The following is a 21,951-nucleotide window of genomic DNA, read 5'->3' on the forward strand; positions in this document are numbered from 1 at the left end:
TTTATGAAAAAATATCTAATTACACTTTCCCTCTTTGCCGCCGCCGCGGCATTTGCCGACAACGACGTACACACAGGCGAACTTAGCGGCGATTATTGGAAAGAAAGCCACGTGGACTCCATTTGGCGCAATACTTACGTTAAAAATGGATCGAGTGTTATATTTTCTCATTATGACAGTGAAACTGATTATACGAGAGCGGATTTTACAAATGCAAATTTAAGTTCGGCAGGCTTTGAAAGAGCAACATTAGCGGGTACAAATTTCCACAATGCTAACCTAACTGATGCAAATTTTTTGGTTTGCGACGTTGACAAATGCAGACTTTGCCGATGCAAATTTAACTAATGCTAAATTTACTGATGCGGCAGTAAATGGAGCTAATTTATCGAATACCGTAGCCAAAGGTTTTACAGAAAGCCAGTTGAAATCAACGAAGAGCTATCAAGACAAAGACCTAAGTGGAATAAAGCTTGGTTCAAACGATTTGAGTGGCTGGGATTTTAACGGGCAAAATCTGACTAATGCAAACTTTACCGATGCGATAGTAAACGGAGCTAATTTTAGGAATACTGTGTCCAACGGCTTTACAGAAAGCCAGCTGAAATCAACGAAGAGCTATCAAGATAAAGACCTAAGTGGAATAATCCTCACTTCAAACGATTTGAGCGGCTGGGATTTTAACGGTCAGAACCTAACTAATACAAACTTTGGTTGGTCGACGTTGACTAATACAGACTTTAGCAATGCGACAGTAAAAGGAGCTAATTTTTCGGATACCGTGTCCCAAGGTTTTACGGAAGCGCAGTTGAAATCAACGAAGAGCTACCAAGATAAAGACTTAAGCGGAATAGATCTTAGTTATAACGATTTGAGTGGCTGGGATTTTAATGGGCAAAATCTGACAAACGCAAAGTTTACCGACGCGACAGTAAACGGAGCTGATTTTTCGAATGCCAAAGGTACAGAAGTCGGCAAAGCATGGCATGACGAATATTATCCTTTCGAACAACGACTTTTCGGCTGCTGCTTGGAGTTTCGACGGCGCGGACTTGACGAATACAAAGCTTGAAAACAGTGAGCTTAGCAATGTGAATTTCAGCGGCGCAACGTTGGCTAATACAAGTTTTACCGATGCGACAGTAAAAGGAGCTAATTTTAGTTCAAGTGGTATTACAGAAATCCAGCTGGAATCGACGAAGAGCTATAAAGACAAAGACCTAAGTGGAATAAAGCTTGGTTCAAACAATTTGGAAAATTGGGATTTTAACGGTCAAAACCTAAGTGGTGCAAGCTTTGAGAATGTGACTTTTGGCGGCACAGATTTCACAAATGCCGACACAACCAACGCCAACTTCTCAAAGACTGCCGGCAAGGGCTTCACCGAATCGCAGTTGCAATCGACAAAGAGTTTTGCTGACAAAAATCTTTCTGGAATCAACTTCTCCGAAAACGATTTGAGCGGCTGGAATTTTGCGGGCTTGAACCTTTCGAATGTATTGTTCAAAAACGCGACGCTTGATGGCCTCGATATATCCGCCGCGAACCTTACCAACACGACGGCGGGCGGTCTCACAAAAGAGCAGTTTTACGCAACGAAGAACTACAAAGACGGCGACCTTTCGGGCATCGATTTCTCGCAAAATGACCTTTCAAATTGGAATTTTGCTGGCAAGGATTTGAGCAACTCGAAGTTCGCCTCCGCCAAGCTCGAAGATTCCGAGATCAGCGGCGCGAACCTCACGAACGTGGCGATAAAAGACCAGATTTCTTCGACCAAAAGCTACAAGGACAAGAACTTTGCGGGTACAAACTTCACGAACGTCGACCTGAGCGGCGTAGATTTGCAGGGGCAGGATTTCACTAACGCAATTCTCGCAAGCGCGGATTTTTCGAATGCGGAAATCGGCAGCGCGAACTTTTCAAACACCATTGCCAACGGTTTCACCGAATCGCAATTCGCTTCCACGAAGAACTATGCCGACGGCAATTTGCAGGGTGTAATTCTTGCGGGGAACAACCTCTCCGGCTGGAATTTCGCCGAAAAGGATTTGTCTGGCGCGGGCTTTGAAAATGCCGACATCACCAACGCCGACTTCGCAAGCGCAAACCTCTCGAACACGACTTTGAACGGCTTGACATTCGCGCAATTCGAGAAAACTTCGACGTACAAAAACGACAAGCTCGGCGGTTTGAATCTTTCAAACAACGACCTTTCGGGCTGGAATTTCGCCGAGAAGAACTTGCTTGGCACGAATTTTACCGACTCGAAAATCGCCGGCGCCGACTTGACTGCCGTAACATATTACGGCTTCGACAAAGCCCAGCTCTACGCTACGGCAAGCTATAAAAACGGCGACCTATCCAACACGAATCTTTCCGACAATGATTTCAGCGGATGGAGCTTTAAAAAACAAAATCTGCAAAACGCCGACCTCACTCTCGCGGTTCTCGACGACACCGACTTTTCGGGCGCGGATCTGCGCGGCGCAAGTTTCGACAAGAAGCCCGACGGTTCGCCGATTTACAAGAACACGATAATGAGCGACGGCGTAATCAAAAACTTTTCGATGGCTTCCGCCGCGGAAAGTTTTTCAATCCGCAAGTATGTTTCGTCCGCGCGTTCCTCCGCGATTTTCGCGAAGATTTCGGAAAGCGACGCGACAATTTCGGGCGGCGCAAAGCTTACGCTCGACCAGGGCGCGGCGTTCGAAATTACAAACGGCAAAACTCTGACGCTTGCTTCCGACGGTCAACTTCTCATAAACACCGATTCCGCAGGGTCGACGATTTTCAAGGTTGACGCAAATTCGGGCTTGGTTTTTGAAGACGGCGCGATTCTTACCGTAAACATTGTGGACGACATCACGACACGCGACGCTTTCACGATTGCGCTGATTTCGTTTGAAGACGATTCCCTTATTTCGGGTTTTAACAACTTCGTAAAAGACGAATCTCTGATTCTTACTATAAACGGCGAAAAATACGACGGCGCGTGGGACTACATCGTTAAAGGAAGCGGGTTGTACATTTCCGTAAACGTTCCCGAACCCGCGACGTATGCGGCGGTATTCGGCGCGATTGCCTTGGCGTTTGCCGCGTGGCGCAGGCGCGGGTAGGGCGCGTTGTCTTGAAATTGAAAGCCGTCGCGGGGAACGCGGCGGCTTTTTTATGGGCGCAAAAAATGCGGCAACAGCTGTTGCCGCGTTGCGGTTTGCTATTTTTAGTTAGAACTTTTGCAGGAGTTCTATGCCGATTCCGTCTTCTTCGACGAATGCCGCCTTGATGTGCGGGAACGGCTCGAACGGCGGCACAAGCACCTTTTTTGCCGCCTTCAATTCCGCGTCGAGGTCGTCCACAAAGTAGGCTATATGTGTCCGCTTTTGTATGACTTCCGGCATCGGGCAACCTTCCTCGAAATACAGAAATTCAAGGTTGTTTTTTGTGTCGGCGGGGTCGCTAACGTAAAGTTTCGCCCCCGCAAGATATGTGCCTTTTTCGGGCACGCGGTCGGTCGGTATACCGATATGTGCGATTGTTCTCATGTCTCTTATGAAACGTCTGCGCGGTGTTTCGCGCAAGCAATTTTTACGGAAAAATGCGTTTCAGTTGGTCTTTGAGTTCGTTGCGGATTACTATATTTCCCTTTTTATCGAACTCCACCATTCTGCGGCACTTGCGTTTCAGCTCGGCGGGGTTATATTTGACTATTTCAACGTCCCCCTCTCTCGCTCCCGCCCGCGGATTTTTTATGCGCTCGAATTTTGTCGGCATTCCGAACCATGTGAACGAGATATCCCAGCCGCATTTTTCGCCGTCGTTCGACACCAGTTTTGGATATTTTTTTACAAAATCGGGCGTTCGGCGTGTATAGATTCTTACGACGATCGCCACGGGCAGCGAGAGTATATGTCCTTTGAAGCCGTCGTCGATTTGTCCGTCTCTTGCCTTTGTGTAGAAGTCGAGCGGGTCGAAGCCCACGAGGTTGATTCCGTTATAGTTGCCGAAAAAGTTTTTCTCCTTAAAGCGTTTCGATTCGGTATACCACTTGTCGAATCTGTCGCTGAGCATGAGTCCGATTTCGAAGTGCAGGTGCGCCTGCGGGCGGGCGATGCTGTATCTTGCGCTGCGCCCCATTTGTCCGAGTCTTGCGCCAGCCTTGACTTGCGAGCCTATCGAAATATTCGGGTCTATTGCCGACATATGCGCGTAGAGTGTGTAGACTTCGACGTCGCACTGCGGGTGGATTAGCACGACGTATCTGCCGTAGCCGCTGTTGCCCGCGAGCTTATTGACCATTGCGACTTTCCCGTCCATTGCCGCGTAGATGTCGTCGAGCGGTTCGCCTTTTCTGTTGCGCTTGGTGGGTTTGATGTCGATTGCCTCGTGGAATCGGTAGCCGTTGTTGCGCACGTCGCCGAAGCCGCCGCTTGCGGGGTTGCCGCTGACTGTCGGTTGGAGAAACTCGGCGGGCGGTTTGCCTTGCGCGAAATCTTTTGAGGGGGTCGGCCAGCGGATATCGGCGTTTGCGGTAGCGAGGGCGGCGGCGGCCAGAATCGACAGCAGGAATTTTTTTGCGGGCATGGCTAATCGTTGATTTTGTGGGCGATTTCTATCGACTCGTTCAGGTCTTCGGCGGTCTTGTCGATTTTCGCGCCATTGGGGGCGTCGAAGACCATGAATATCTTTCCGTCGGCGATAGCCATGTCGATGCGGCGCAGGGCGAAGGGTTCGCCGTTGATTTTAGCCACGATGAAGTTGTTGAGGTTTGCGGCGGTTGCGGTGAAGAGGCGTTTTGTGCCGCGTTCGTTTGCGGTGAAGTAAAGCCCGTCGAGCGAGCCGCCTTCGGGGAGGTTCACTTTTGCGACGTCCACGCGCATGAGGTCGTTGTTATACATGAACGGCTCTTTGTTGCAGACGAGCGTGAAGCCCGAAGTGGGCATGAGCAGCGGCTCTCGCGCGAACGATGTCGGCATTGTTTCCGACGTTGCGACGTGGAAAGTTACGAGGTTTTTGATTTCGTTGCCCGCGCAGCCCGCGAGTGTTGCGAGCGCGGCGAGTGCCGCGAAAATTTTTGCGATTTTCATCATATGATAATGCTTCCGAGCTGGTTTTGGATTTTAAACACCAAGTCTTCGTCCAGATTTTTTTGCGGGACGAGAAATTCGCGTTTGGTAGACGGTTGGACGTATTTCTGGAATCCCCCCGCGGGGCGTCCGACCGCCCGCAGAATGCGTTTGCGTTCGAGGAGTAGGGCGAGCATTTGTTTTACGACGTCCGCTTCCTCTGTCTCGATTTGCGTGTCGGCGTCGAAGAGCGACACGAAGAAGTCTTCCGAGCTTTCGAGCGACATTCTTCGGGCGGCGCGTTCGTCGGCTTCGGGGTGTTCCGAGACCACGCGCTCCCATTTGCCGAGAATGCGTCCGCGCAGTTTGGAGTCGTCAAATTCGTCCTTGTGGCAGTCCATGCGGTCGAGCTGTCCGAGTTCGTTGACGTAGACGGCGCAGACGACGGTGTCGCCCGCCCTGATTTCGCGGTCAGAGAGGGCGGACTTTTTCGAAAGCGGTTTTATCTGCCAGTCGAGCACGGTTAGCCTTCGGCTTCTTCGTTGGGGAGCGTGTTTGCGTCGGCGGAAAGTTCGGCGCGTTTGCCGCGCTTGTACGCCCAGACCGACAGCACAATCGTGAGCGCGCCGCCCAGCCCGTAGGCATAGGCGAGGTCAAGCCCGAAGCCGACGGGGCCGCCGTGTTCGGGCGAAATCCACAGAATGTATGTAAGCACGATGAACGCCATGAACATTCCGGGAAGCAGCGCCACGAATCCGTTTTTCGAAAGCCTGAACAGCCAGACCGACGCCGCAAGCAGCGTAGACGCCGCGAGCACTTGGTTGCCCCACGCAAAGTAGTTCCAGAGGTTGTTGAAAGATTCCGCGCTGATTTGCGACCACGCCAAAAGCCCCGTCGTGCCGATTATAAGCGGGAGGGTTGTGAGCAGGCGTTTCGAAATCGGTTTTTGGTCGATTTTAAAGATTTCCGCAATGCTCAGGCGCATGCTTCTCATGGCGGTGTCGCCCGAAGTAATCGCCAAGATGACGACCGCGAACACCGTGACGATTCCCATCCAAGTGCCGAGGAAGTGTTGCGAAACGTAAATGAGGACGTCGGTCGGCGTTTTCTGGAAGTATTCGGGCTTCATGTTGTAGACGGCAAGCCCCGCCGCCGCCCAAATCATGGCGATTACGCCTTCAAGTACCATCATTCCGTAGAATGTGGAACGCGCCTCGCGCTCCGAGCGCATTGTCCGCGCGACAATCGGCGACTGCGTTGCGTGGAAGCCCGAAATAATACCGCACGCAATCGTAACAAAGAGCAGGGGAATCACGGGGTGTCCGTTTGCCGCGCACCATTTCATTTCGGCGAATTTCGCGCTTTCGCCCAGAACTTCGGGCGACTCAATCAGCTTGAAGCAAATCGACACGAAGACCGCGAGCGTTCCCACAAGCAGCATTAAGCCGAAGAGCGGATAGATTTTGCCGATGATTTTATCGACGGGAAAGAGCGTCGCCAAAACGTAGTATGTGAAGATTGCCCCGACCGTCCACCAGAAGATGCTGATTTGCGGAAATTCCTTGTCTATGAGGTTTGCGGGCACGTTGATGAACACCGCAACAACAAGCAGCAGCAGCAGCACCGTGAACGCCGAGAAAAATTTTGAGTACGCCGAGCCGAGGTTTTGGCGGATAAGCGCGGGCAGGTTTGCGCCGCCGCCGCGCAGCGACATCATTCCCGCCAAGAAATCGTGCGTAGCCCCCGCGAGAATGTTTCCGACGGGAATTATTATAAACACCATCGTCCCGAATTTTATGCCCAGTATCACGCCGATTACGGGGCCCACCCCCGCGATGTTCAGCAACTGGATAAGCATGTTTTTCCAGTGGGGGAGCGTGAGAAAGTCTACGCCGTCGCGCTTCGAGACGGCGGGCGTAGCCCTGTCGTCGGGGGCGAGGACTTTTTCGATAAAGCTGCCGTAGGCGAAGTAGCCCGCGACGAGCAAAAGCAAACCTAAGAAGAACAATAGCATATATGGTAATCCCGATAATTTAAGTGTAAGTTTTTGCCGTATTTTTCCGAACAACCGTTGGACGGCATAATCGCGAAAGTATCCGACTTTTCCTCCGTTATGTCAAGCTTGCGCCTGAAATTTTTATCGACAAACGGCGTCGGCGCGTCCACTTTTTGCGGAATGTTCAAATTCGTGAAATTGCGCACATTGGCTGCGGTAGGTCTCGGCGGCGCGATTGGCGCGTCCGCCCGCGTCGGCGTTTGCGCCGTTGTTGACGACGGCATTTTGGCGATTCTTGCGTGCAACATTGCCGGCTCTTTTCTGCTTTCCGCCGCCGTCGAGCTGCGCGAATCCGTACACCCCGATTTCGAAAAACTTGTAGCCGTCGGCTTTTGCGGCGGGCTTTCGGTCTTTGCGGGCTTTTCGCGCGATTCCGTTTCCTTCCTTTCCGCCGACGCCTACGCGCCTTTCTTCTTGAACCTGCTGGGGAACTTTGTGCTGTGCGTCGCCGCCGTTTTTGCCGCCCGCGCGTTGTTCCGTGTTTTTCGCAAGCCGACTCTTTCCGAAAAAATCGCGGGCTTTTTCGACAAGTCCGACAGGGGAGGGCGCGGCGAATGAACGCGCTTTTGATGTTTTCCGCTGCGGCTCTCGGCGGCGCGTTCGGCGCGCTTGTCCGCTATTTTCTTGCGGCGGCGTGGGATAGAAAGGCGTTTCCGTTCGGGACGTTCGCGGCGAATATGTCGGCGTCGTTCATTTTGGGGACTCTTACCGCGCTTGCTTCGCGCGGCGTATTGGAGGGCGACCTTGCGGTGTTTTCGGAGGCGGGCTTTTGCGCCGCGCTCTCCACGTTTTCGTCGCTCGCGTTCCAGATAGCCGAAATGCTTTCCGAAAAAAGGTATCTGAGCGCATCTTTTTACGCAACGACCACGCTCATGTTCGGCATGGCGTTGTTTTTGTCCGCCGAGCAGTGCATGCTTCGGCTGTTATAGAATCGTAATTGCGTGGCGCCCGTCGGGGAGTATCGACATCTCGATTTTTATTGCCTCCTGCGGGACGCATTCGGCGACGTTCTCCCACCATTCCACGCATACGCAGCGCGGGGCGGGGGCGACTTCGTCGAGGGCGAGGTTTTCGAAAGCTTCGGGAGAGTCGAGCCTGTACGCGTCGATGTGCGCGAGCTTGCGCCCGTCGGGGGCGTCGTAGAGCGAGAGTATATTGTACGACGGGCTTTTCACCCGCGCCGAAATTCCAAGACCCTCGGCGATTCCCTTGACGAACGCGGTTTTGCCCGTGCCCAAATCGCCCGAAAGCGCGACGAACGCGTCGTCGGGCAGGTTTTTTGCGAATTTTGCGGCGAACGCGCGGGTTGCTTCGGGCGAGTCCGAAACAAAGCGCGCGCCGCCTGCGTGGTTTTTTGGCATTAGAGCTTTGCGCAGAATTTCTTCGTGCGCTCTATTCCCTTTACGATTGTTTCGTCGGCGACGGCGTAGCTGAAACGAATGTTCGCGTCGGCTCCGAACGCCACACCCGGGACTACCGCCACAAGCTCCTCGTCGAGGAGTTTCGAGCAGAAGTCGGTAGACGAAAGCCCGAAAGACGAAATGTTCGGGAAAAGATAGAACGCGCCCTTCGCCCTGCGGCACGAAACGCCGTCGATTGAGTTGAGACCCTCCCAGAGCGTGAGTCTGCGCCTGTCGAAAACCGCGAGCATTGCTTCAAGCGATTCCTTTGCGGCGGCGGGATTTTTTATCGCCTCCAACGCGCCGTACTGCGCGAAAGTCGTGGCGTTCGAAGTCGTCTGCGTTTGGAGCTTCGCCACCGCCTTTGCGATGTCGTCGGGGGCGCACATAGAGCCGAGCCTCCAGCCCGTCATCGAGTACGCCTTGCTGAAGCCCGACACCATGATTGTGTGGTTGCGGGCGTCTTCCGAAAGCCCCGCGGGGCTGAACGCGTGCGTGCCGTCGTAGGTGAGGAAAGAGTAGATTTCGTCGCTCATGACGATGATTCCGTGCTTTACGACAACCTTCATGATGGCTTCAAGCTCGTCTTTTGTGTAGACCGAGCCTGTGGGGTTCGAGGGGCTGTTGAGCACAAGGAGCTTTGTCTTTTCCGTAATGGCGGCTTCGACCTGTTCGGGCGTGAGCTTGAAATCGTTTTCCTCCGTCGCCGAGACGAAGACGGGAACGCCGCCGCAGAGCTTTGCCATTTCGGGGTAGCTTACCCAGTAGGGCGCGGGGATAATCACTTCGTCACCTGGGGAGACAACCGCCTTCATCGCCAGATAGCAGCTGAACTTGCCGCCCGCGCTGATTATGATGTTGTCGGCGGAAATGTTTTTGATGTTCTTTTTCTCTCCGTAGAACGCCGCGAGCCTTTCGCGGAGTTCGGGCAGACCCGACGAAGCTATGTATTTTGTTTTGCCTTCGTTTATCGCCTTGATTGCGGCTGCCTTGATGAATTGGGGCGTGTCGAAGTCGGGCTCGCCTGCGCCGAATCCGCAGACGTCCTTGCCTTCCGCCTTCAATTTCTTCGCCTTTGCGTCGACCGCGAGGGTCGGCGACGGTGCTATATTCTGTGCCCAAACTGAGAGTCTGCTTTTCATAATTATCTGTCTCTTACTTAAAATTCGGATAACGCGGTTTATCAAAACTTTTTCGATATAATCGCCGATTTCCTACAAAAATGGACAAAGTTGCGCGGTTGTCGAGTAAGAATTTCGCTTTTGTTTCAATCTTTTCGGAGTCGCGTGAAAAAATTCCTCAAAAAAAAGCTTTACAAAGTTCAGTATACCCCCTACGGGTATAGGGTATAAATTTTGAGTTTATGAAAAACTGTGTCGATTACGAAAAGGTCGTCAAGCGTCTGAAAAGGGTTCAGGGGCAAATCGGCGGCATAATAAAAATGATAGAGTCGGAAAAGGACTGCGAAGACGTGCTTATCCAGATTGGCGCGGCAAAGGCCGCCCTCCACAAAACGGGGCAGTCGGTCTTGGAGGGGCACCTGCACCACTGCGTGCTCGACGCAATCAAGGAGGGGCACGGCGAGGAGGCTCTCGACCACCTCTCCGACGCAATCGAACAATTTTTGAAAATCTGACGGACATGGAAAAGATTGAAGAATTCATGGAGTTTCTCGAAAGCGGGAAAATGACCGTCGTCGGCGGCGTCTTCCTTGCGGCGAGCTTTGCTTTAATGATGTCGGGCGCGGATTTCCCGCTCGACCCCGCGTGGATTACCGCGCTAATCTGCGGCTTGCCGATGATGTTCGAGGCGGCGGAGGCATTGTTTTGCCGCCGCAAAATTTCGTCGCCGCTGCTGATTTCAATCGCGATGCTCGCTTCCGTCTGCATAGGAGAGGTTTTTGCGGCGGGCGAAATCGCGTTCATCATGGCGGTTGGCGAAATCCTCGAACACATGACGGTTGCCCGCGCGAAACGCGGAATCAAAAACCTCGTGAACCTCGCCCCCGACACGGGGCGCGTGATTGTCGGCGGCGCGGCGAAAACCGTGGCGGTTGCCGAAATCAAAGTGGGCGACACCGTGCGCATTCTCCCCGGGGAGACCATTCCCGTTGACGGGAAAATTCTTTCGGGCAACACTTCCGTAGACCAGTCCGTCGTGACGGGCGAGTCCATTCCCGTGGACAAATCCGCGGGCGACGACGTGTTCTGCGGAACGGTAAACCGCTTCGGGGCGATTGACGTTTCGACAACCCGCGCGGGCGGCGATTCCTCGCTCGACAAGCTTGTGCGGCTCGTCCGCGAGGCGGAGAAAAACAAGTCGCCGTCGGAGCGCATTGCCGACAAGTGGGCGTCGATTCTCGTCCCCGCCGCGCTGCTTGTGGCTGTCGCCGCATATTTCGCGACGGGCGACATCACACGCGCGGTGACGGTGCTTGTGGTCTTCTGCCCGTGCGCTCTCGTGCTCGCAACCCCGACTTCCGTAATGGCGGCGATTGGTCAGGCGACGAAATTCGGCGTGATTATCAAATCGGGCGCGGCTCTCGAAACAATGGGCAAGGTTGACTGTGTAGCTTTCGACAAAACGGGCACTCTCACCGTCGGAAAGCCCGTCGTGAGCGACCTGTTTTCGGAAACCTCGCAGGAGGAACTTTTGGGACTTGCGGCGTCGGCGGAGTCGATGTCGGAACACCCGCTCGGCGCGGCGGTGGTAGAGTGCGCAAAGTCGCGCGGGGTTGAAATTTCGGAGGCGTCCGACTTCAAGATGACCCCAGGGCGCGGGATTTCCGCGAACGTCGGCGGACGGCTTGCGGTCTGCGGAAACGCCGCGTGGCTTGCCGAAAACGGAATCGTAATTCCCCGCGCCGCGCTCGACAAATTCGAACTCTTTTCCGACGAGGGCAAGGCGTCGATTTTCGTCGGCGCTGGCGGAAAATTCGCGGGGCTTGTCGCGCTTTCCGATACCCCCCGACCCTCCGCAAGGGAAGTTGTTTCCGAGCTTGATTCGCTCGGCGTGGAAAGCGTCTTGCTCACGGGCGACAACGCGCGGGCGGCGGAATTTTTCGCAAAAAACGCGGGCTTGAAACGCGTCTGCGCGGGGCTGCTCCCCGCCGAAAAGCTCGAAAAAATCGAGGCTCTGAAAGCCTCAAAAAAAACCGTGTGCATGGTCGGCGACGGCGTGAACGACGCCCCCGCGCTGAAATCTGCGAATGTCGGGGTTGCAATGGCGTCGATGGGAAGCGATATCGCGGTCGAGGCGGCGGACATCGCGCTGATGGGCGACGACATTACGAACATACCGTATTTGAAACGCCTTTCAAACGCGACGGTTCGCTCGATAAAGGTGAATATCACGCTTTCAATGCTGATAAACTTTGCGGCGGTGCTGCTGTCGCTGGCGGCGGTGCTGACGCCGATAACGGGGGCGTTGGTGCACAACTTAGGCTCAGTCTTGGTAGTCCTGAATGCGGGACTTCTTTACGACCGCAACTTACGGCGCGGACACGGCGCGTGAAAGCACTTCCCTAAGGGCGTTTCCCTGTACGCCCAGACCGCTCGCGTACGATAAGTACGCCACGCGCCCTGTTCGCACAGGAAAGCCACCCTTATGAAAGCACTTTGACGCGCCTAAAAATACAGCGCACGGCGCGGAAGATTTTTAGAGTGCTTTGGGATAAAAGTTGAGCGTACAAAAAGCGGAAATTCCAAGTTGTGGGATTTCCGCTTTTCTTTTTTTCTCCGCGCAAAGCGCGTCTGTTTAAATTGGTTTCTTGCTTTGCAAGGAATAATCCTAATGTCAGTAATTGCCGTAGGCAATACGAACTGATACAGAAAAGGCGCGGTTATAGCCGCGCCGCATAATAACCAAAAGGAGCGAAGCTCCGTCGCCGTACAGGCTGCAGCTTGTCGGTTATAGCCGCGCCGCATAACAACTACAAGGAGCGAAGCTCCGACGGCTGGCGCACCTTGCGCCCGTCGCGCCAGAGGGATTCTATGCCGTAGAGGCCGCGTTGTTCGGGGAGGAAGATGTGAGCCATGAAGTCGAAGGCGTCTACAACGACCCAGCCGCTCGACGTGTTGTAGTCGCGCCCGACGGACTTTACGTTGAGGTCTTTGAGGGTCTTTTCAAGCTCGTTGGCGAGGGCGCGGAGGTGCGGCTCGGAAGTGGCGGTCGCGACAATGAAGTAGTTTGTGATGGGCGATTTCCCGCGAACGTCGAGAACGCTGATGTCCTCGGCTTTTTTGTCGTCGAGAGCCTGCCAACATTTCTTTACAATTTCGAGAGTCGGGTCAAGGTCGGCAACTTTTTTCGCCGCCGACTTTTTCGCAACAGTCTTTTTTGTCGCAACCTTCTTCGCGGGGGTCTTCTTGGCAACAGCCTTCTTCGCCGCTACTTTTTTGGTGGCAACTTTCTTTACCGCAGTTTTCTTGGCAACGGCCTTTTTCGCGGTTGACTTCTTCGCCGCGTTTTTTTTCGCGGGACTTGCGGCTTTTTTCGCCGCCGATTTCTTTGTGGCAGATTTTTCCATGACTTTATGTATTATATAATTTGTTTTTGAATATGTAGCTTTCGACGTCGGGGTCGAGCATTTTCAGATTTTTTTCGCCGCGGGCGAGCCGCGCCCTGATTTCGGTGGAACTGTAGGGCAGAGGGGCGAAGGCAAAAAATTCGAAATGCAGGGAGGGCGGAAGTTTCGATGTGTCGGCGTCGAAACCGTCGCGACGCGCGCAGATGAAGTCGGCGAGCTTCGCGATTGCGTCGATGTCCTTCCAGCCGTGGAGCTTTGCGATGTGGTCGCCGCCGAGAATCCAGCGCAGGCGTTTTTGCGGATATTTTTCGGACAGAAACTTCACGGTGTCTACGGCGTAGCTGATTCCGCCGCGGTCAAGCTCGAAAGTGCAGGCGGAGTGCGGAAACGGAAGCTTGGACGCGGCGATTTCGAGCATTTTAAGCCTGTGGACGCTGGCGGCGCGTACGGGGGCGTCGCGCATGGGCGCCTGAGCGGCGGGGACGAAAACTATTTCGTCTACGCGCCCGTCGTCGAACGCCGACTGCGCAAGCGCGATGTGTCCGAGGTGCACGGGGTCGAAACTGCCGCCTAAAATGCCGAGTCTTTTGGATTGATTCATTGTCCGCATATTATTGCGGATTTTTTGCGAAAAAAAATAAAAATTTTGCCGAACAAAAACGATTTTGCGGCGTCTATAATTATAGGTGTTTGTAGTTTGTAGTGGTTGGTGCGCCCCCTTTCGTAAGATGGGGGCGCATTTTTTTCGAAAAAATTTCGCGCAAACGCTATTTTTAAATTGTGATTTTGCGCACATTGTGCAAATTAGATTGCGATATACTACATTCAACTTTGCTTTTAATATGAAATTGAAATACGCAATCGGCGTCGATATCGGCGGCACAAACACGAAACTCGGAGTTGTTGACGAAAAGGGAACGGTTCTCAAACGCCACGACTTCAAAACGACCGACTATAAGGACTTTGCCACATACGTCGAAGCGCTCGAACGCGCAATCACATTCCTTACTTCCAACACCGACGGCGACTGTCAGGGCGTGGGTATCGGCGCGCCCAACGGCAACTACTACACGGGCACTATCGAATACGCCCCGAACCTCCCGTTCGGACGGAGCGTCCCGATTGTCGAAACGCTCCGCATGGCTCTCGGCTTCGACACAATCTGCCTGAGCAACGACGCAAATGCGGCGGCTCTGGGCGAAAAAATCTACGGCGGCGGACGCAACCTTTCGCACTTCATAGTAATCACGCTCGGAACGGGCTTAGGCTCCGGCATTATCACCGACGGCAAGCTGCTTCTTGGCGCGGACGGCTTCGCGGGCGAGCTCGGACACGTCTGCGCAGTGCCGAACGGCCGCCTTTGCGGCTGCGGGAAACGCGGCTGCCTCGAAACGTACGCGTCGGCGACGGGCATTAAGCGCACGTTCCTCGAAATGGTCGCAAAATACAACGGCGACTCTGCAATCGCGAACGTTCCGTGGGAAAAGCTCGACGCCCGCGTTATTGAAGACGCAGCCCGCGCCGGCGACAGGGCGGCGGCGGAAACCTATCAAATTACAGGCAGCATACTCGGCCGCGCTTTGGGAGACTTTGTGCACTTCTCGCGTCCGTCGGCGATTTTCCTTTTCGGCGGGCCAGTCAAGAGCGGCGAGCTTATCCTCGAACCCACGCGCATCGCGATGGAAAAGAACCTTATGCCCGTGTTCCGCAACAAGGTAAACGTTCTGCCGTCGGAACTTCCCGAAAGCGACGCCGCAATTCTTGGCGCGTCGGCGATGGTGTGGGCGGCAAACAACGGCGCACACTAAGCCGAATTTTTTTTACACTCCGCAAAACCGCGTCCGAAGGCGCGGTTTTTTTTGCGGGCGGATTGCGCGGCGGCGCGGAGGAATTGCGCGTTCGCGGGTTGCGCGTATCTCCGCAATCTCGGTATTTTTTTCAAAAAAACTTTTGACCGCGCCGCCCGCGCGGGACAATCTTTTGCGCATGGAAAATTTCGAAAAATACGCGCGGCAGACGGCATTGCCCGACTTCGGCGCGGAGGGACAACGGAGGCTTGCCGAATCGAGCGTTGCGCTCGTCGGGGTAGGCGGCGTGGGAAGCGCGGTTTTGCCGCTGATTGTCGGCGCGGGCTTCGGGCGCGTCGCGTTGTTCGATTCGGATACCGTTTCCGCCCACAACCTCCACAGGCAGACGCTCTACGCGGCGGCGCAGGAGGGGCGATTCAAGGCGGAGCTTGCGGCGGAGTCCGCAAAAAGGCTGAACCCCGACGTGCGCGTCGATTTCTTTTGCGAGAAAATTTCGGCGGAGAACTCGGCGGAGATTTTGCGCGAGTCTGCGCTTTGCATAGACGCTACAGACACATTCGAGGCTCGCGCCGAAGTGTCGGCGCTGTGCGCGGCGGCGGGTATCCGCGAGATTGCCGCAAGCGCGGCGGGCTACGTCTCGCAGAATTTCCTTTTCGGCGACGGCTTCTATTTCGGCGACGTTGCGAAATCCGACGGCTCGCCCGCGCCGCGCGGACTGCCGATTTTCCCCGCGGCGGCGCATTTGAGCGGCGTTTGGGCGGCGTCGGCTGCAATCCGCGCGGTCGCCGTAGGCGGCTTCGAAATAGGGCGGTTCTCGATGTTCGACCACGCGGCGTTCAAATATTTTTCGGCAAACATACGCTGACCGCGCCGCGCGTTATCTTCTTGAAAAAAACAAAAAAAACGCTTTCATAAAAGGCAATGAAAATTACCGCAAATTCGAAACAGTACGAAATCGCAGAAAACACGACGGTGGCGGCGTTCATAGAATCCACGGGCGTGAAAGCGGCGCGTTGCGTGGTGGAGCTAAACGGCGCGGCAATGCGCTACGACGCCTTTGCCGACATCGTTTTGCGCGAGGGCGATAGGCTCGAAATCATGCAGATAGTGGCGGGCGGCTAAAATGATTTATACCGATTTAAATACGGAAATCGACGTCGGATCGAGCGGACACCTGCTCGAAATAGGACGCTTCAAGGCGTTGATAGACTGCGGTCTCCACCCGAAATACATGGGGCTTTCGGCGTTGCCGAACCTCTCGAAAGTCGCACCCGAAACGCTCGACTTCATCGCAATAACGCACACGCACCTCGACCACTGCGGCGCGTTGCCCGTGGTTCTGCGCGAGCAAAACCACGCGCACGTTCTCGTAGCCGACGAAAGCGCGGATTTGCTCCCGCGCATGCTCCGCAATTCCCGCGCGGTAATGGCAAAACAGCGCGAGGAATTCGACATCAAAGAGTATCCGCTCTTCGACTCGTCGTCAATCGACGCTCTGAAACCGCGCATAATGCCGATGGCGTTCCACCGCGAGAGGCAGTTCGAAATCGACGGCGAGCGCATAAATATCACGTTCACGCCCGCGGGGCATATTCCGGGGGCGGCGTCGGTAATGTTCGAGCACAAAAAGCGGCGCATTCTCTTTTCGGGCGACATCTCGTTCCATTCGTCGGGAATCTTGAAGGGGGCTGTTCCGCCCGAGGGCAGGGTCGATACGCTTGTTGTCGAAACAACGCGCGGGTCGTACTCGCGCCCGAAGGGGATAACCTACGACAGCGAAGTCGAGCGGCTGGTGTCGTCGATATCGCTCGTTTTGCGCGGCGGCGGAAGCGTGCTGATTCCCGCATTCGCGCTTGGGCGCATGCAGGAAATAGTGTTCATTCTCCACAACGCAAAGGCGCGCAAATTCATTCCCGACGTGCCGATTTTCGCGGGCGGGCTGGGCTTGGATATCGCCGAGTATTTTATAAAAGGGGCGAAGAAATCGTCCACATTCTTCTTCGGCAAACAGCACATGGAGGGCGTCAAGCCGTTCAGGGGCGAAATCGTCCCCGGGCGCGACTTCGAAACGCAGGGCATTTACGTTTTGGGAAGCGGCATGATGGTTGAACACACGCCGAGCTATATTGCGGCGTCGGCAATGATGGACAACCGCGCAAACGCGATTTTCTTCGTGGGCTATTCCGACCCCGACACGCCCGCAGCGCGCCTCCAAAAAACGGCTTACGGCGACCAGTTTTCGTTCGGAGATCTATTCTATGTTGGCAATGTCAACTGCCGCGTCGACAAGTTCGACCTCACTTCGCACGCCGACAGGGAGGAGATTTTCGAGTTCATTATGGAGAAAGACCCGCGCTGCGTTGTGCTCACCCACGGCAGCATGGAGTCGCGCGAGTGGTTCATGGACGAAATTCTCGACCGTTCACCCAAAACCGCTGTGATAATCCCCGAACCGTCGGAATCGATAGAGTTGTAGCCAGTTGCGAAATTCCGCCGCCCCGAACCCGCGCTTTCGGGCGCGGAATAAATAGCCTAAATGCGCAAAAAATGAAGAAAAGAGCTTGACGCCGCGCAAAAAAACGCAATCATTCAAAACTTTAAATTTAAGCGGGCATAGTTTAGTGGTAAAACCCCAGTCTTCCAAACTGGTGATGTCGGTCCGATTCCGTCTGCCCGCACCATTTTTGTTCAACCTAAATTCAGGTAAATATCGTGAGTACTCCGCTTTTAATGTTAGGTTTGCCCAAGGGCAGTCTTGAAGAATCAACAATCGCGCTTTTCGGTAAAGCGGGTTGGAAAATCACAAAGAGCTCGCGTTCCTACAAGCCGTCGATTGACGACCCCGAACTCGACGGACGCTTCGTCCGCGCACAGGAAATCAGCCGCTATGTGGAACAGGGCTTCTTCGACTGCGGGCTTACGGGCTACGACTGGATTCTCGAAAACAACAGCGATGTCGTCGAAGTTTGCGACCTCATTTACAGCAAGGCGACGGCGTTGAAATCGCGCTGGGTTCTCTGCGTAAAGGAAGACTCGCCCATAAAGACAGTGAAAGACTTGGAGGGCAAGAGAATCGCGACGGAACTGATGAACGTCACCAAGAAGTACCTTGCCGACAACGGCGTAAACGCGGAAGTCGAATTCTCGTGGGGTGCGACGGAAGTCAAAGTGCCCGACTTGGTTGACGCAATCGCCGACATCACCGAAACCGGCTCGTCGCTCCGCGCAAACAACCTGCGCATTGTAGACACCATGCTTTACACAAATACCAAGCTCATCGCCAACAAGGCGGCTTGGGAAAACCCCGAAAAACGCGAAAAGATTGAGTCTATCGCAATGCTGTTGCAGTCGGCTCTCGACGCGGCGACAAAGGTCGGTCTTAAAATGAACCTGCCCAAGGCGAACCTCAGCAAGATTATCGCCGCTCTCCCCGCGCTCCGCAAACCGACGGTCTCGCAACTGTCCGACCCCGCATGGGTCGCCGTCGAAACGATTGTCGAGGAAAAAACCGTGCGCGAAATTGTCCCCACGCTCAAAGCGAACGGCGCGGAGGGCATTGTTGAGTATCCCCTCAACAAGGTGATACCATAAAAGGCTAAATTTTTGTTGTAAAAATCCGCATAGCGTTATTATATTAGTAGTACTATGAAAAAAACATTGTCATTTGCATTTGCGGCGGTCGCGCTCTTCGTGTGCGCCTGCACCACAAACGTTGTTGTAGACTCCGCCGCCCACCCCATGGGCACCTACGATAATATGACCGGCTCTTTCCACGGAAAGCTTTCGGGCAATATCAACACGGCGTTCAAGGCAACGAATATCGCGCTCGAACGCGACATGAAGCTTTTCCGCGTAGGGCAAATCCCCAAAGACAACGAATGGTACGTCTACGCCCGCGCGGAGCTTGACATTCAGATTGTCGTTTTCCTCAAACAGCTTCCGAACGACGAAGTTGACGTCAAAATCGAATACGGCGACGGCAACCTGATGAAGAGCCAGCAAATATTCAACGCAATCGCAAAGAATATGCGCGCGCTCGAACGCCGCTAATTCGGCGGGTTCGCCGGAATCTTTTTGAATTTTTCCATGCGCTCCGGCGGTTTCGCGGGGCGCATTTTTTATGCAAAGGCGGATTTCGCCGCAGGCGCGCCCCGCAGCGCGGCAATGGAAGGAATCGGCGCAGCCGGCGGACGGCTTCGACGGTTAGGGAAAGGCAGATTGCGCCGCAAAAATCGCGAATCGAAAGGGAAACTGAATGCACAAATTTTTGCCGTATTACGAGGAAATAAAACTGCTGGGGCATTTCGGCTGCGCGTTCGTCTCGGCGTATCTCGGAGGCGCCGCGCTGTGGTTTGCGTCTCTTGCGTCGAAATCCAAGCTGACATTCGAGAGAAGCTTTGCGTTCTCGCTCTTCGCGTCGGTCTGCGTGTGGATTGTGCCGTTCTACGCCGACGAGGAAAACTGCATTATTATAGCGGCGGCGATTTTGCTTGCGTGCCTGCCTATTTTAAAATTTCTATCCGATAGTAAATTCAAAACGGCGTCGATACTCTGGGCGGCATATACCGCCGCGCAGCTGGCGCAATTCGGACTTGTATATTATTCGCTAAACAAATGAAATTCGAAATTACAGATTTTATAGCGCGGCTCGTGAAATTCGAAAGCGTGTCCGCAGACTCTGCCCGCGCGGGACAGGTGGAGGCGTGCGCAAAGTTTTTGTCGGACTCGCTCGAAAGCTTCGGCTTCGAATCGACTCTGCACAAAACCGCGCTCCACCCGATTGTCTTCGCCGAACGTCCGTGCAAGTCGGGCGCGCCGAAACTGCGCATACTCTGCTACGGACACTACGACGTGCAACCCGTAGACCCCGTCGAAAAATGGAAAACGCCGCCCTTCGACGCAGTGATAAAAGACGGCAAAATCTGGGGGCGCGGCACCGCCGACAACAAAGGGCCGTTTTCGTGCCTCTTGGGCGGACTGCTCGCGTTCCTCGACAAACACCCCGACGCGCCCGTCGATTTCGGAATCATGCTCGAAGGCGAAGAGGAAATCGGCAGCCCCAGCATGGCGAAATTCATTTCCGACAACGCCGAACTTATCGGCGGCTACGACATGCTTCTGCTAAGCGACACCTCCGCAGCGTCGCACGACACCCCGATAATCACAATCGGGCTTCGCGGCACGGGCAGCTTCGACGCGGTTTTCAAAGGCCCACAAACCGACATTCATTCGGGCATGTTCGGCGGAATGGTCTACAATCCCGTTCAGGCTATGTTCGAAGTGTGCGCGTCGCTCCACGGCGCGGACGGGCTTGTAAACATCGACGGATTCTACGACGGCCTGGCGAAGCTCGACGACTGGGAAAAATCGGAAATCGCAAAAAATCCCTTCGGCGACGACTACGTTAAAAAACTGCTCGACGTGGACGCCCTCTACGCCCAGCGCGGACACACCCCCGCGGAGGCTGTGCGCGTTCTGCCGACCGTGGAATTTACGGGAGTCGGCGGCGGCTATCAGGGCGAAGGCTCGAAGTCGGTTATTCCGTCGGAGTGCTTCTGCAAAATTTCATGCCGAACGGTCGCGCCCCAAAAAACGGAGGAGGTCATGAAGCTCGTCCAGAAAACGATGGCGGAGCGCACGCCCAAGGGCGTGAAAATCTCGTTCGTGGAGTACGACTCCGCGGGCGACGCCTACTTTGTAAACCCCAAAAACTGCGGCTGCGACGCCCGCGGAAAAACAATGGCAAACGCGTTCGCCGCGGTCGATAAATGCTCGCTTGCGGCGTTCGGCAAAAAGCCGCTCTACCTGCGCGAGGGCGCAAGCATTCCGCTGATTTCGCGCATCAAGCGCATCACGGGGCTTGATTCAATAATGTTCGGGCTTTTCACTGCGGAAGACAATCTGCACGCGCCGAACGAGGGCTTCCCGCTTGCGACAATCGAACGCGCCGTAAAATACTACGGCATGTTCTTCGAGGAAATCGCGGAATCGGCGAATGTTAAAAACGGATAGAACGGGGCAGAAAATGCTTACATGTAGGAAAGTATACTTCGACATTCCCTTCGCCCACAGGCAGCACATGCACGACGGGCACTGCTCGTTCGTGCACGGGCACAACTGGGACATAGCAATCACTTTCGCCTGCGACAAAACCGACGAAAACGGCTTTGTCGTGGACTTCGGCAAGCTGAAATTCATCAAGGGCTGGATTGACGAAAATCTCGACCACGCCTGCGTGTTTTCCAAGTCCGACCCTCTGTGGCGGACTCTGCGCGACGCCGCCCCCGAAGCGTGGAAAATCTGCCTTGTCGACGAATGCTCGTGCGAGGGGCTTGCAAAATATTTCTTCGAGGTGTTCGGCAAAATGGTCTCGGAGGCGACTTCGGGCAGGGCGCGGGTCGCCGCCGTGGAGGTCAGCGAGGACAAAAAGAACACCGCAAAATACACCCCCGATTCGCTATGAAATACCCGCTCGACGAAACGTTTTTTTCGGTGCAGGGCGAGGGTTGCCACGCGGGGCGCAGGGCGTATTTCGCAAGGCTTTTCGGGTGCAACGTAAAGTGCCCGTGGTGCGACACCCGCGCGTCGTGGAACGGCAAACCCGCAATGTCGATGTCGGCAGAGGAAATCGCGGCGGAGGCCGCGGCGACTCATGCGGAAATTGCGGTGATTACGGGCGGCGAGCCGTGTTTGCACGACCTCTCCCCGCTGTTGAAGCGGCTTGCCGACGCGGGGATTGCGGCGCATCTGGAAACGTCGGGCACGCTCGAAATCAGGGAGTCCGACGAAGCGAAATTCGCGTGGGTCGCGCTAAGCCCGAAGCTTTTTGCCGCGCCGCTCGAATCGTCGCTGCGCCGCGCCGACGAGCTTAAATTCATAGTCTCCGACCTCTGCGAGCTTGACGCCTACGCGCCGTTTGCCGATGCCGCAACCAACGCCCAAGCCGTATGGCTTCACCCCGAATGGACCCGCCGCGCCGACCAAAACCTGCTCGACGGGCTTTGCGATTTTGTAAAGTCGCGCGGCGGCAAATATCGGGTCGGCTGGCAGTTGCACAAATGCTATTTTGCGCGTTAGATACTTCTTGCAAAAA

26 protein-coding genes and 1 tRNA gene are annotated in these 21,951 nt (G+C 54.7%); 18 read left to right on the forward strand and 9 right to left on the reverse strand.

What is annotated here, in order from left to right:
* Nucleotides 1-3 precede the first annotated feature (3 nt).
* From P3B99_000475 to P3B99_000485, 3 genes are read left to right on the forward strand one after another with little or no spacing between them, the layout of a single operon-like run.
* The gene (locus P3B99_000475; GenBank protein ID WYJ07605.1) at nucleotides 4-348 is read left to right on the forward strand and encodes a pentapeptide repeat-containing protein; all 345 of its coding nucleotides are present in this window, start codon (nucleotides 4-6) and stop codon (nucleotides 346-348) included.
* The gene (locus P3B99_000480) at nucleotides 311-1,072 is read left to right on the forward strand and encodes a pentapeptide repeat-containing protein (protein WYJ07606.1); all 762 of its coding nucleotides are present in this window, start codon (nucleotides 311-313) and stop codon (nucleotides 1,070-1,072) included. The genes P3B99_000475 and P3B99_000480 overlap by 38 nt, the downstream gene beginning before the upstream one ends.
* Nucleotides 987-3,119, forward strand: coding sequence for a pentapeptide repeat-containing protein (locus tag P3B99_000485; protein WYJ07607.1), 2,133 nt, complete (start codon nucleotides 987-989; stop codon nucleotides 3,117-3,119). Before P3B99_000480 ends, P3B99_000485 begins: the two co-directional genes overlap by 86 nt.
* A gap of 108 nt (nucleotides 3,120-3,227) precedes the next feature.
* Here the strand turns inward: P3B99_000485 and P3B99_000490 are convergent, their stop codons facing one another.
* Genes P3B99_000490 through P3B99_000510 form a run of 5 tightly spaced genes read right to left on the reverse strand, consistent with a single transcriptional unit; the run spans nucleotide 3,228 to nucleotide 7,080 of the window.
* Nucleotides 3,228-3,545: a hypothetical protein gene (locus tag P3B99_000490; protein WYJ07608.1), complete on the reverse strand. Its 318-nt coding sequence runs from the start codon at nucleotides 3,543-3,545 to the stop codon at nucleotides 3,228-3,230.
* Nucleotides 3,546-3,588: 43 nt separating this feature from the next.
* Entirely contained in the window at nucleotides 3,589-4,584 is a 996-nt protein-coding gene (locus P3B99_000495) for a M23 family metallopeptidase (GenBank protein ID WYJ07609.1), read from the reverse strand.
* A gap of 2 nt (nucleotides 4,585-4,586) precedes the next feature.
* Nucleotides 4,587-5,090 (reverse strand): hypothetical protein, encoded by a 504-nt coding sequence (locus P3B99_000500; protein WYJ07610.1) that lies wholly within the window; start codon nucleotides 5,088-5,090, stop codon nucleotides 4,587-4,589.
* Nucleotides 5,087-5,587 (reverse strand): hypothetical protein, encoded by a 501-nt coding sequence (locus tag P3B99_000505; GenBank protein ID WYJ07611.1) that lies wholly within the window; start codon nucleotides 5,585-5,587, stop codon nucleotides 5,087-5,089. Before P3B99_000505 ends, P3B99_000500 begins: the two co-directional genes overlap by 4 nt.
* A 2-nt stretch (nucleotides 5,588-5,589) precedes the next feature.
* Nucleotides 5,590-7,080 carry a carbon starvation CstA family protein gene (locus P3B99_000510; GenBank protein ID WYJ07612.1) on the reverse strand — a complete coding sequence of 497 codons (1,491 nt, stop codon included), beginning with the start codon at nucleotides 7,078-7,080 and terminating at the stop codon, nucleotides 5,590-5,592.
* A 174-nt stretch (nucleotides 7,081-7,254) separates the two neighbouring features.
* On the opposite strand from P3B99_000510, the gene P3B99_000515 reads away from it, so the two are divergent.
* Together P3B99_000515 and P3B99_000520 are read left to right on the forward strand one after the other, a co-directional pair.
* A complete protein-coding gene (locus tag P3B99_000515; GenBank protein WYJ07613.1) occupies nucleotides 7,255-7,680 on the forward strand; it encodes a CrcB family protein in 426 nt (141 codons plus the stop codon).
* Nucleotides 7,677-8,051: a CrcB family protein gene (locus P3B99_000520; protein WYJ07614.1), complete on the forward strand. Its 375-nt coding sequence runs from the start codon at nucleotides 7,677-7,679 to the stop codon at nucleotides 8,049-8,051. Before P3B99_000515 ends, P3B99_000520 begins: the two co-directional genes overlap by 4 nt.
* On the opposite strand, the gene tsaE is transcribed toward P3B99_000520, so the two are convergent.
* Together tsaE and P3B99_000530 are read right to left on the reverse strand one after the other, a co-directional pair.
* Complete coding sequence (gene tsaE / locus P3B99_000525; protein ID WYJ07615.1) at nucleotides 8,046-8,483, reverse strand: tRNA (adenosine(37)-N6)-threonylcarbamoyltransferase complex ATPase subunit type 1 TsaE; 438 nt, start codon at nucleotides 8,481-8,483, stop codon at nucleotides 8,046-8,048. The genes P3B99_000520 and tsaE overlap by 6 nt on opposite strands.
* Nucleotides 8,483-9,664: a pyridoxal phosphate-dependent aminotransferase gene (locus P3B99_000530; GenBank protein WYJ07616.1), complete on the reverse strand. Its 1,182-nt coding sequence runs from the start codon at nucleotides 9,662-9,664 to the stop codon at nucleotides 8,483-8,485. The genes tsaE and P3B99_000530 overlap by 1 nt, the downstream gene beginning before the upstream one ends.
* 221 nt (nucleotides 9,665-9,885) lie before the next feature.
* Here P3B99_000530 and P3B99_000535 point away from each other — a divergent pair, with 221 nt between their 5' ends.
* Nucleotides 9,886-10,158, forward strand: coding sequence for a metal-sensitive transcriptional regulator (locus tag P3B99_000535; GenBank protein WYJ07617.1), 273 nt, complete (start codon nucleotides 9,886-9,888; stop codon nucleotides 10,156-10,158).
* A 5-nt stretch (nucleotides 10,159-10,163) separates the two neighbouring features.
* Nucleotides 10,164-12,035 carry a cation-translocating P-type ATPase gene (locus P3B99_000540; protein WYJ07618.1) on the forward strand — a complete coding sequence of 624 codons (1,872 nt, stop codon included), beginning with the start codon at nucleotides 10,164-10,166 and terminating at the stop codon, nucleotides 12,033-12,035.
* A 418-nt stretch (nucleotides 12,036-12,453) separates the two neighbouring features.
* On the opposite strand, the gene rsfS is transcribed toward P3B99_000540, so the two are convergent.
* Both rsfS and nadD read right to left on the reverse strand, forming a co-directional pair.
* The gene (gene rsfS, locus P3B99_000545) at nucleotides 12,454-13,050 is read right to left on the reverse strand and encodes a ribosome silencing factor (protein WYJ07619.1); all 597 of its coding nucleotides are present in this window, start codon (nucleotides 13,048-13,050) and stop codon (nucleotides 12,454-12,456) included.
* Between the two features lie 4 nt (nucleotides 13,051-13,054).
* Nucleotides 13,055-13,651, reverse strand: coding sequence for a nicotinate (nicotinamide) nucleotide adenylyltransferase (gene nadD / locus P3B99_000550; protein ID WYJ07620.1), 597 nt, complete (start codon nucleotides 13,649-13,651; stop codon nucleotides 13,055-13,057).
* A gap of 241 nt (nucleotides 13,652-13,892) precedes the next feature.
* Between nadD and P3B99_000555 the strand changes: the two genes are divergently transcribed.
* The 11 genes from P3B99_000555 (at nucleotide 13,893) to P3B99_000605 (ending at nucleotide 21,935) form a co-directional block, all read left to right on the forward strand.
* Nucleotides 13,893-14,858 (forward strand): ROK family protein, encoded by a 966-nt coding sequence (locus P3B99_000555; GenBank protein WYJ07621.1) that lies wholly within the window; start codon nucleotides 13,893-13,895, stop codon nucleotides 14,856-14,858.
* Nucleotides 14,859-15,036: 178 nt separating this feature from the next.
* Nucleotides 15,037-15,723 carry a ThiF family adenylyltransferase gene (locus P3B99_000560; GenBank protein ID WYJ07622.1) on the forward strand — a complete coding sequence of 229 codons (687 nt, stop codon included), beginning with the start codon at nucleotides 15,037-15,039 and terminating at the stop codon, nucleotides 15,721-15,723.
* Nucleotides 15,724-15,779: 56 nt separating this feature from the next.
* A complete protein-coding gene (gene thiS, locus P3B99_000565) occupies nucleotides 15,780-15,980 on the forward strand; it encodes a sulfur carrier protein ThiS (protein WYJ07623.1) in 201 nt (66 codons plus the stop codon).
* A 1-nt stretch (nucleotide 15,981) separates the two neighbouring features.
* Nucleotides 15,982-17,334, forward strand: coding sequence for an MBL fold metallo-hydrolase (locus P3B99_000570; protein WYJ07624.1), 1,353 nt, complete (start codon nucleotides 15,982-15,984; stop codon nucleotides 17,332-17,334).
* A gap of 131 nt (nucleotides 17,335-17,465) precedes the next feature.
* Nucleotides 17,466-17,539 (forward strand) — tRNA-Gly (locus P3B99_000575).
* A 49-nt stretch (nucleotides 17,540-17,588) separates the two neighbouring features.
* Entirely contained in the window at nucleotides 17,589-18,449 is an 861-nt protein-coding gene (hisG, locus tag P3B99_000580) for an ATP phosphoribosyltransferase (protein ID WYJ07625.1), read from the forward strand.
* Nucleotides 18,450-18,503: 54 nt separating this feature from the next.
* Nucleotides 18,504-18,908, forward strand: a complete 405-nt coding sequence (locus P3B99_000585) for a DUF3568 family protein (protein WYJ07626.1) — start codon at nucleotides 18,504-18,506, stop codon at nucleotides 18,906-18,908.
* A gap of 205 nt (nucleotides 18,909-19,113) precedes the next feature.
* Entirely contained in the window at nucleotides 19,114-19,476 is a 363-nt protein-coding gene (locus P3B99_000590) for a hypothetical protein (protein WYJ07627.1), read from the forward strand.
* The gene (locus P3B99_000595; protein WYJ07628.1) at nucleotides 19,473-20,870 is read left to right on the forward strand and encodes a M20/M25/M40 family metallo-hydrolase; all 1,398 of its coding nucleotides are present in this window, start codon (nucleotides 19,473-19,475) and stop codon (nucleotides 20,868-20,870) included. The genes P3B99_000590 and P3B99_000595 overlap by 4 nt, the downstream gene beginning before the upstream one ends.
* Nucleotides 20,854-21,321, forward strand: coding sequence for a 6-carboxytetrahydropterin synthase (locus P3B99_000600; GenBank protein ID WYJ07629.1), 468 nt, complete (start codon nucleotides 20,854-20,856; stop codon nucleotides 21,319-21,321). The genes P3B99_000595 and P3B99_000600 overlap by 17 nt, the downstream gene beginning before the upstream one ends.
* Nucleotides 21,318-21,935 carry a 7-carboxy-7-deazaguanine synthase QueE gene (locus P3B99_000605; GenBank protein WYJ07630.1) on the forward strand — a complete coding sequence of 206 codons (618 nt, stop codon included), beginning with the start codon at nucleotides 21,318-21,320 and terminating at the stop codon, nucleotides 21,933-21,935. The genes P3B99_000600 and P3B99_000605 overlap by 4 nt, the downstream gene beginning before the upstream one ends.
* The last annotated feature ends 16 nt before the right edge of the window (nucleotides 21,936-21,951 follow it).

The organism is Opitutia bacterium KCR 482 (genome assembly GCA_029269845.2).
GTDB lineage: Bacteria > Verrucomicrobiota > Verrucomicrobiia > Opitutales > Intestinicryptomonadaceae > Merdousia.

What these genes read in the sequence shown, in the direction of transcription:
- P3B99_000520 (WYJ07614.1), top strand. Translation starts at nt 7,677, where the DNA reads ATGAACGCGCTTTTGATGTTTTCCGCTGCGGCTCTCGGCGGCGCGTTC.
- P3B99_000490 (WYJ07608.1), bottom strand. Translation starts at nt 3,545, where the DNA reads ATGAGAACAATCGCACATATCGGTATACCGACCGACCGCGTGCCCGAA.
- P3B99_000475 (WYJ07605.1), top strand. Translation starts at nt 4, where the DNA reads ATGAAAAAATATCTAATTACACTTTCCCTCTTTGCCGCCGCCGCGGCA.
- P3B99_000600 (WYJ07629.1), top strand. Translation starts at nt 20,854, where the DNA reads ATGTTAAAAACGGATAGAACGGGGCAGAAAATGCTTACATGTAGGAAA.
- P3B99_000530 (WYJ07616.1), bottom strand. Translation starts at nt 9,664, where the DNA reads ATGAAAAGCAGACTCTCAGTTTGGGCACAGAATATAGCACCGTCGCCG.
- P3B99_000535 (WYJ07617.1), top strand. Translation starts at nt 9,886, where the DNA reads ATGAAAAACTGTGTCGATTACGAAAAGGTCGTCAAGCGTCTGAAAAGG.
- P3B99_000485 (WYJ07607.1), top strand. Translation starts at nt 987, where the DNA reads ATGACGAATATTATCCTTTCGAACAACGACTTTTCGGCTGCTGCTTGG.
- P3B99_000560 (WYJ07622.1), top strand. Translation starts at nt 15,037, where the DNA reads ATGGAAAATTTCGAAAAATACGCGCGGCAGACGGCATTGCCCGACTTC.
- P3B99_000510 (WYJ07612.1), bottom strand. Translation starts at nt 7,080, where the DNA reads ATGCTATTGTTCTTCTTAGGTTTGCTTTTGCTCGTCGCGGGCTACTTC.
- P3B99_000495 (WYJ07609.1), bottom strand. Translation starts at nt 4,584, where the DNA reads ATGCCCGCAAAAAAATTCCTGCTGTCGATTCTGGCCGCCGCCGCCCTC.
- P3B99_000570 (WYJ07624.1), top strand. Translation starts at nt 15,982, where the DNA reads ATGATTTATACCGATTTAAATACGGAAATCGACGTCGGATCGAGCGGA.
- P3B99_000605 (WYJ07630.1), top strand. Translation starts at nt 21,318, where the DNA reads ATGAAATACCCGCTCGACGAAACGTTTTTTTCGGTGCAGGGCGAGGGT.
- rsfS (WYJ07619.1), bottom strand. Translation starts at nt 13,050, where the DNA reads ATGGAAAAATCTGCCACAAAGAAATCGGCGGCGAAAAAAGCCGCAAGT.
- P3B99_000585 (WYJ07626.1), top strand. Translation starts at nt 18,504, where the DNA reads ATGAAAAAAACATTGTCATTTGCATTTGCGGCGGTCGCGCTCTTCGTG.
- P3B99_000555 (WYJ07621.1), top strand. Translation starts at nt 13,893, where the DNA reads ATGAAATTGAAATACGCAATCGGCGTCGATATCGGCGGCACAAACACG.
- thiS (WYJ07623.1), top strand. Translation starts at nt 15,780, where the DNA reads ATGAAAATTACCGCAAATTCGAAACAGTACGAAATCGCAGAAAACACG.
- nadD (WYJ07620.1), bottom strand. Translation starts at nt 13,651, where the DNA reads ATGAATCAATCCAAAAGACTCGGCATTTTAGGCGGCAGTTTCGACCCC.
- P3B99_000590 (WYJ07627.1), top strand. Translation starts at nt 19,114, where the DNA reads ATGCACAAATTTTTGCCGTATTACGAGGAAATAAAACTGCTGGGGCAT.
- P3B99_000500 (WYJ07610.1), bottom strand. Translation starts at nt 5,090, where the DNA reads ATGATGAAAATCGCAAAAATTTTCGCGGCACTCGCCGCGCTCGCAACA.
- P3B99_000540 (WYJ07618.1), top strand. Translation starts at nt 10,164, where the DNA reads ATGGAAAAGATTGAAGAATTCATGGAGTTTCTCGAAAGCGGGAAAATG.
- tsaE (WYJ07615.1), bottom strand. Translation starts at nt 8,483, where the DNA reads ATGCCAAAAAACCACGCAGGCGGCGCGCGCTTTGTTTCGGACTCGCCC.
- P3B99_000595 (WYJ07628.1), top strand. Translation starts at nt 19,473, where the DNA reads ATGAAATTCGAAATTACAGATTTTATAGCGCGGCTCGTGAAATTCGAA.
- hisG (WYJ07625.1), top strand. Translation starts at nt 17,589, where the DNA reads ATGTTAGGTTTGCCCAAGGGCAGTCTTGAAGAATCAACAATCGCGCTT.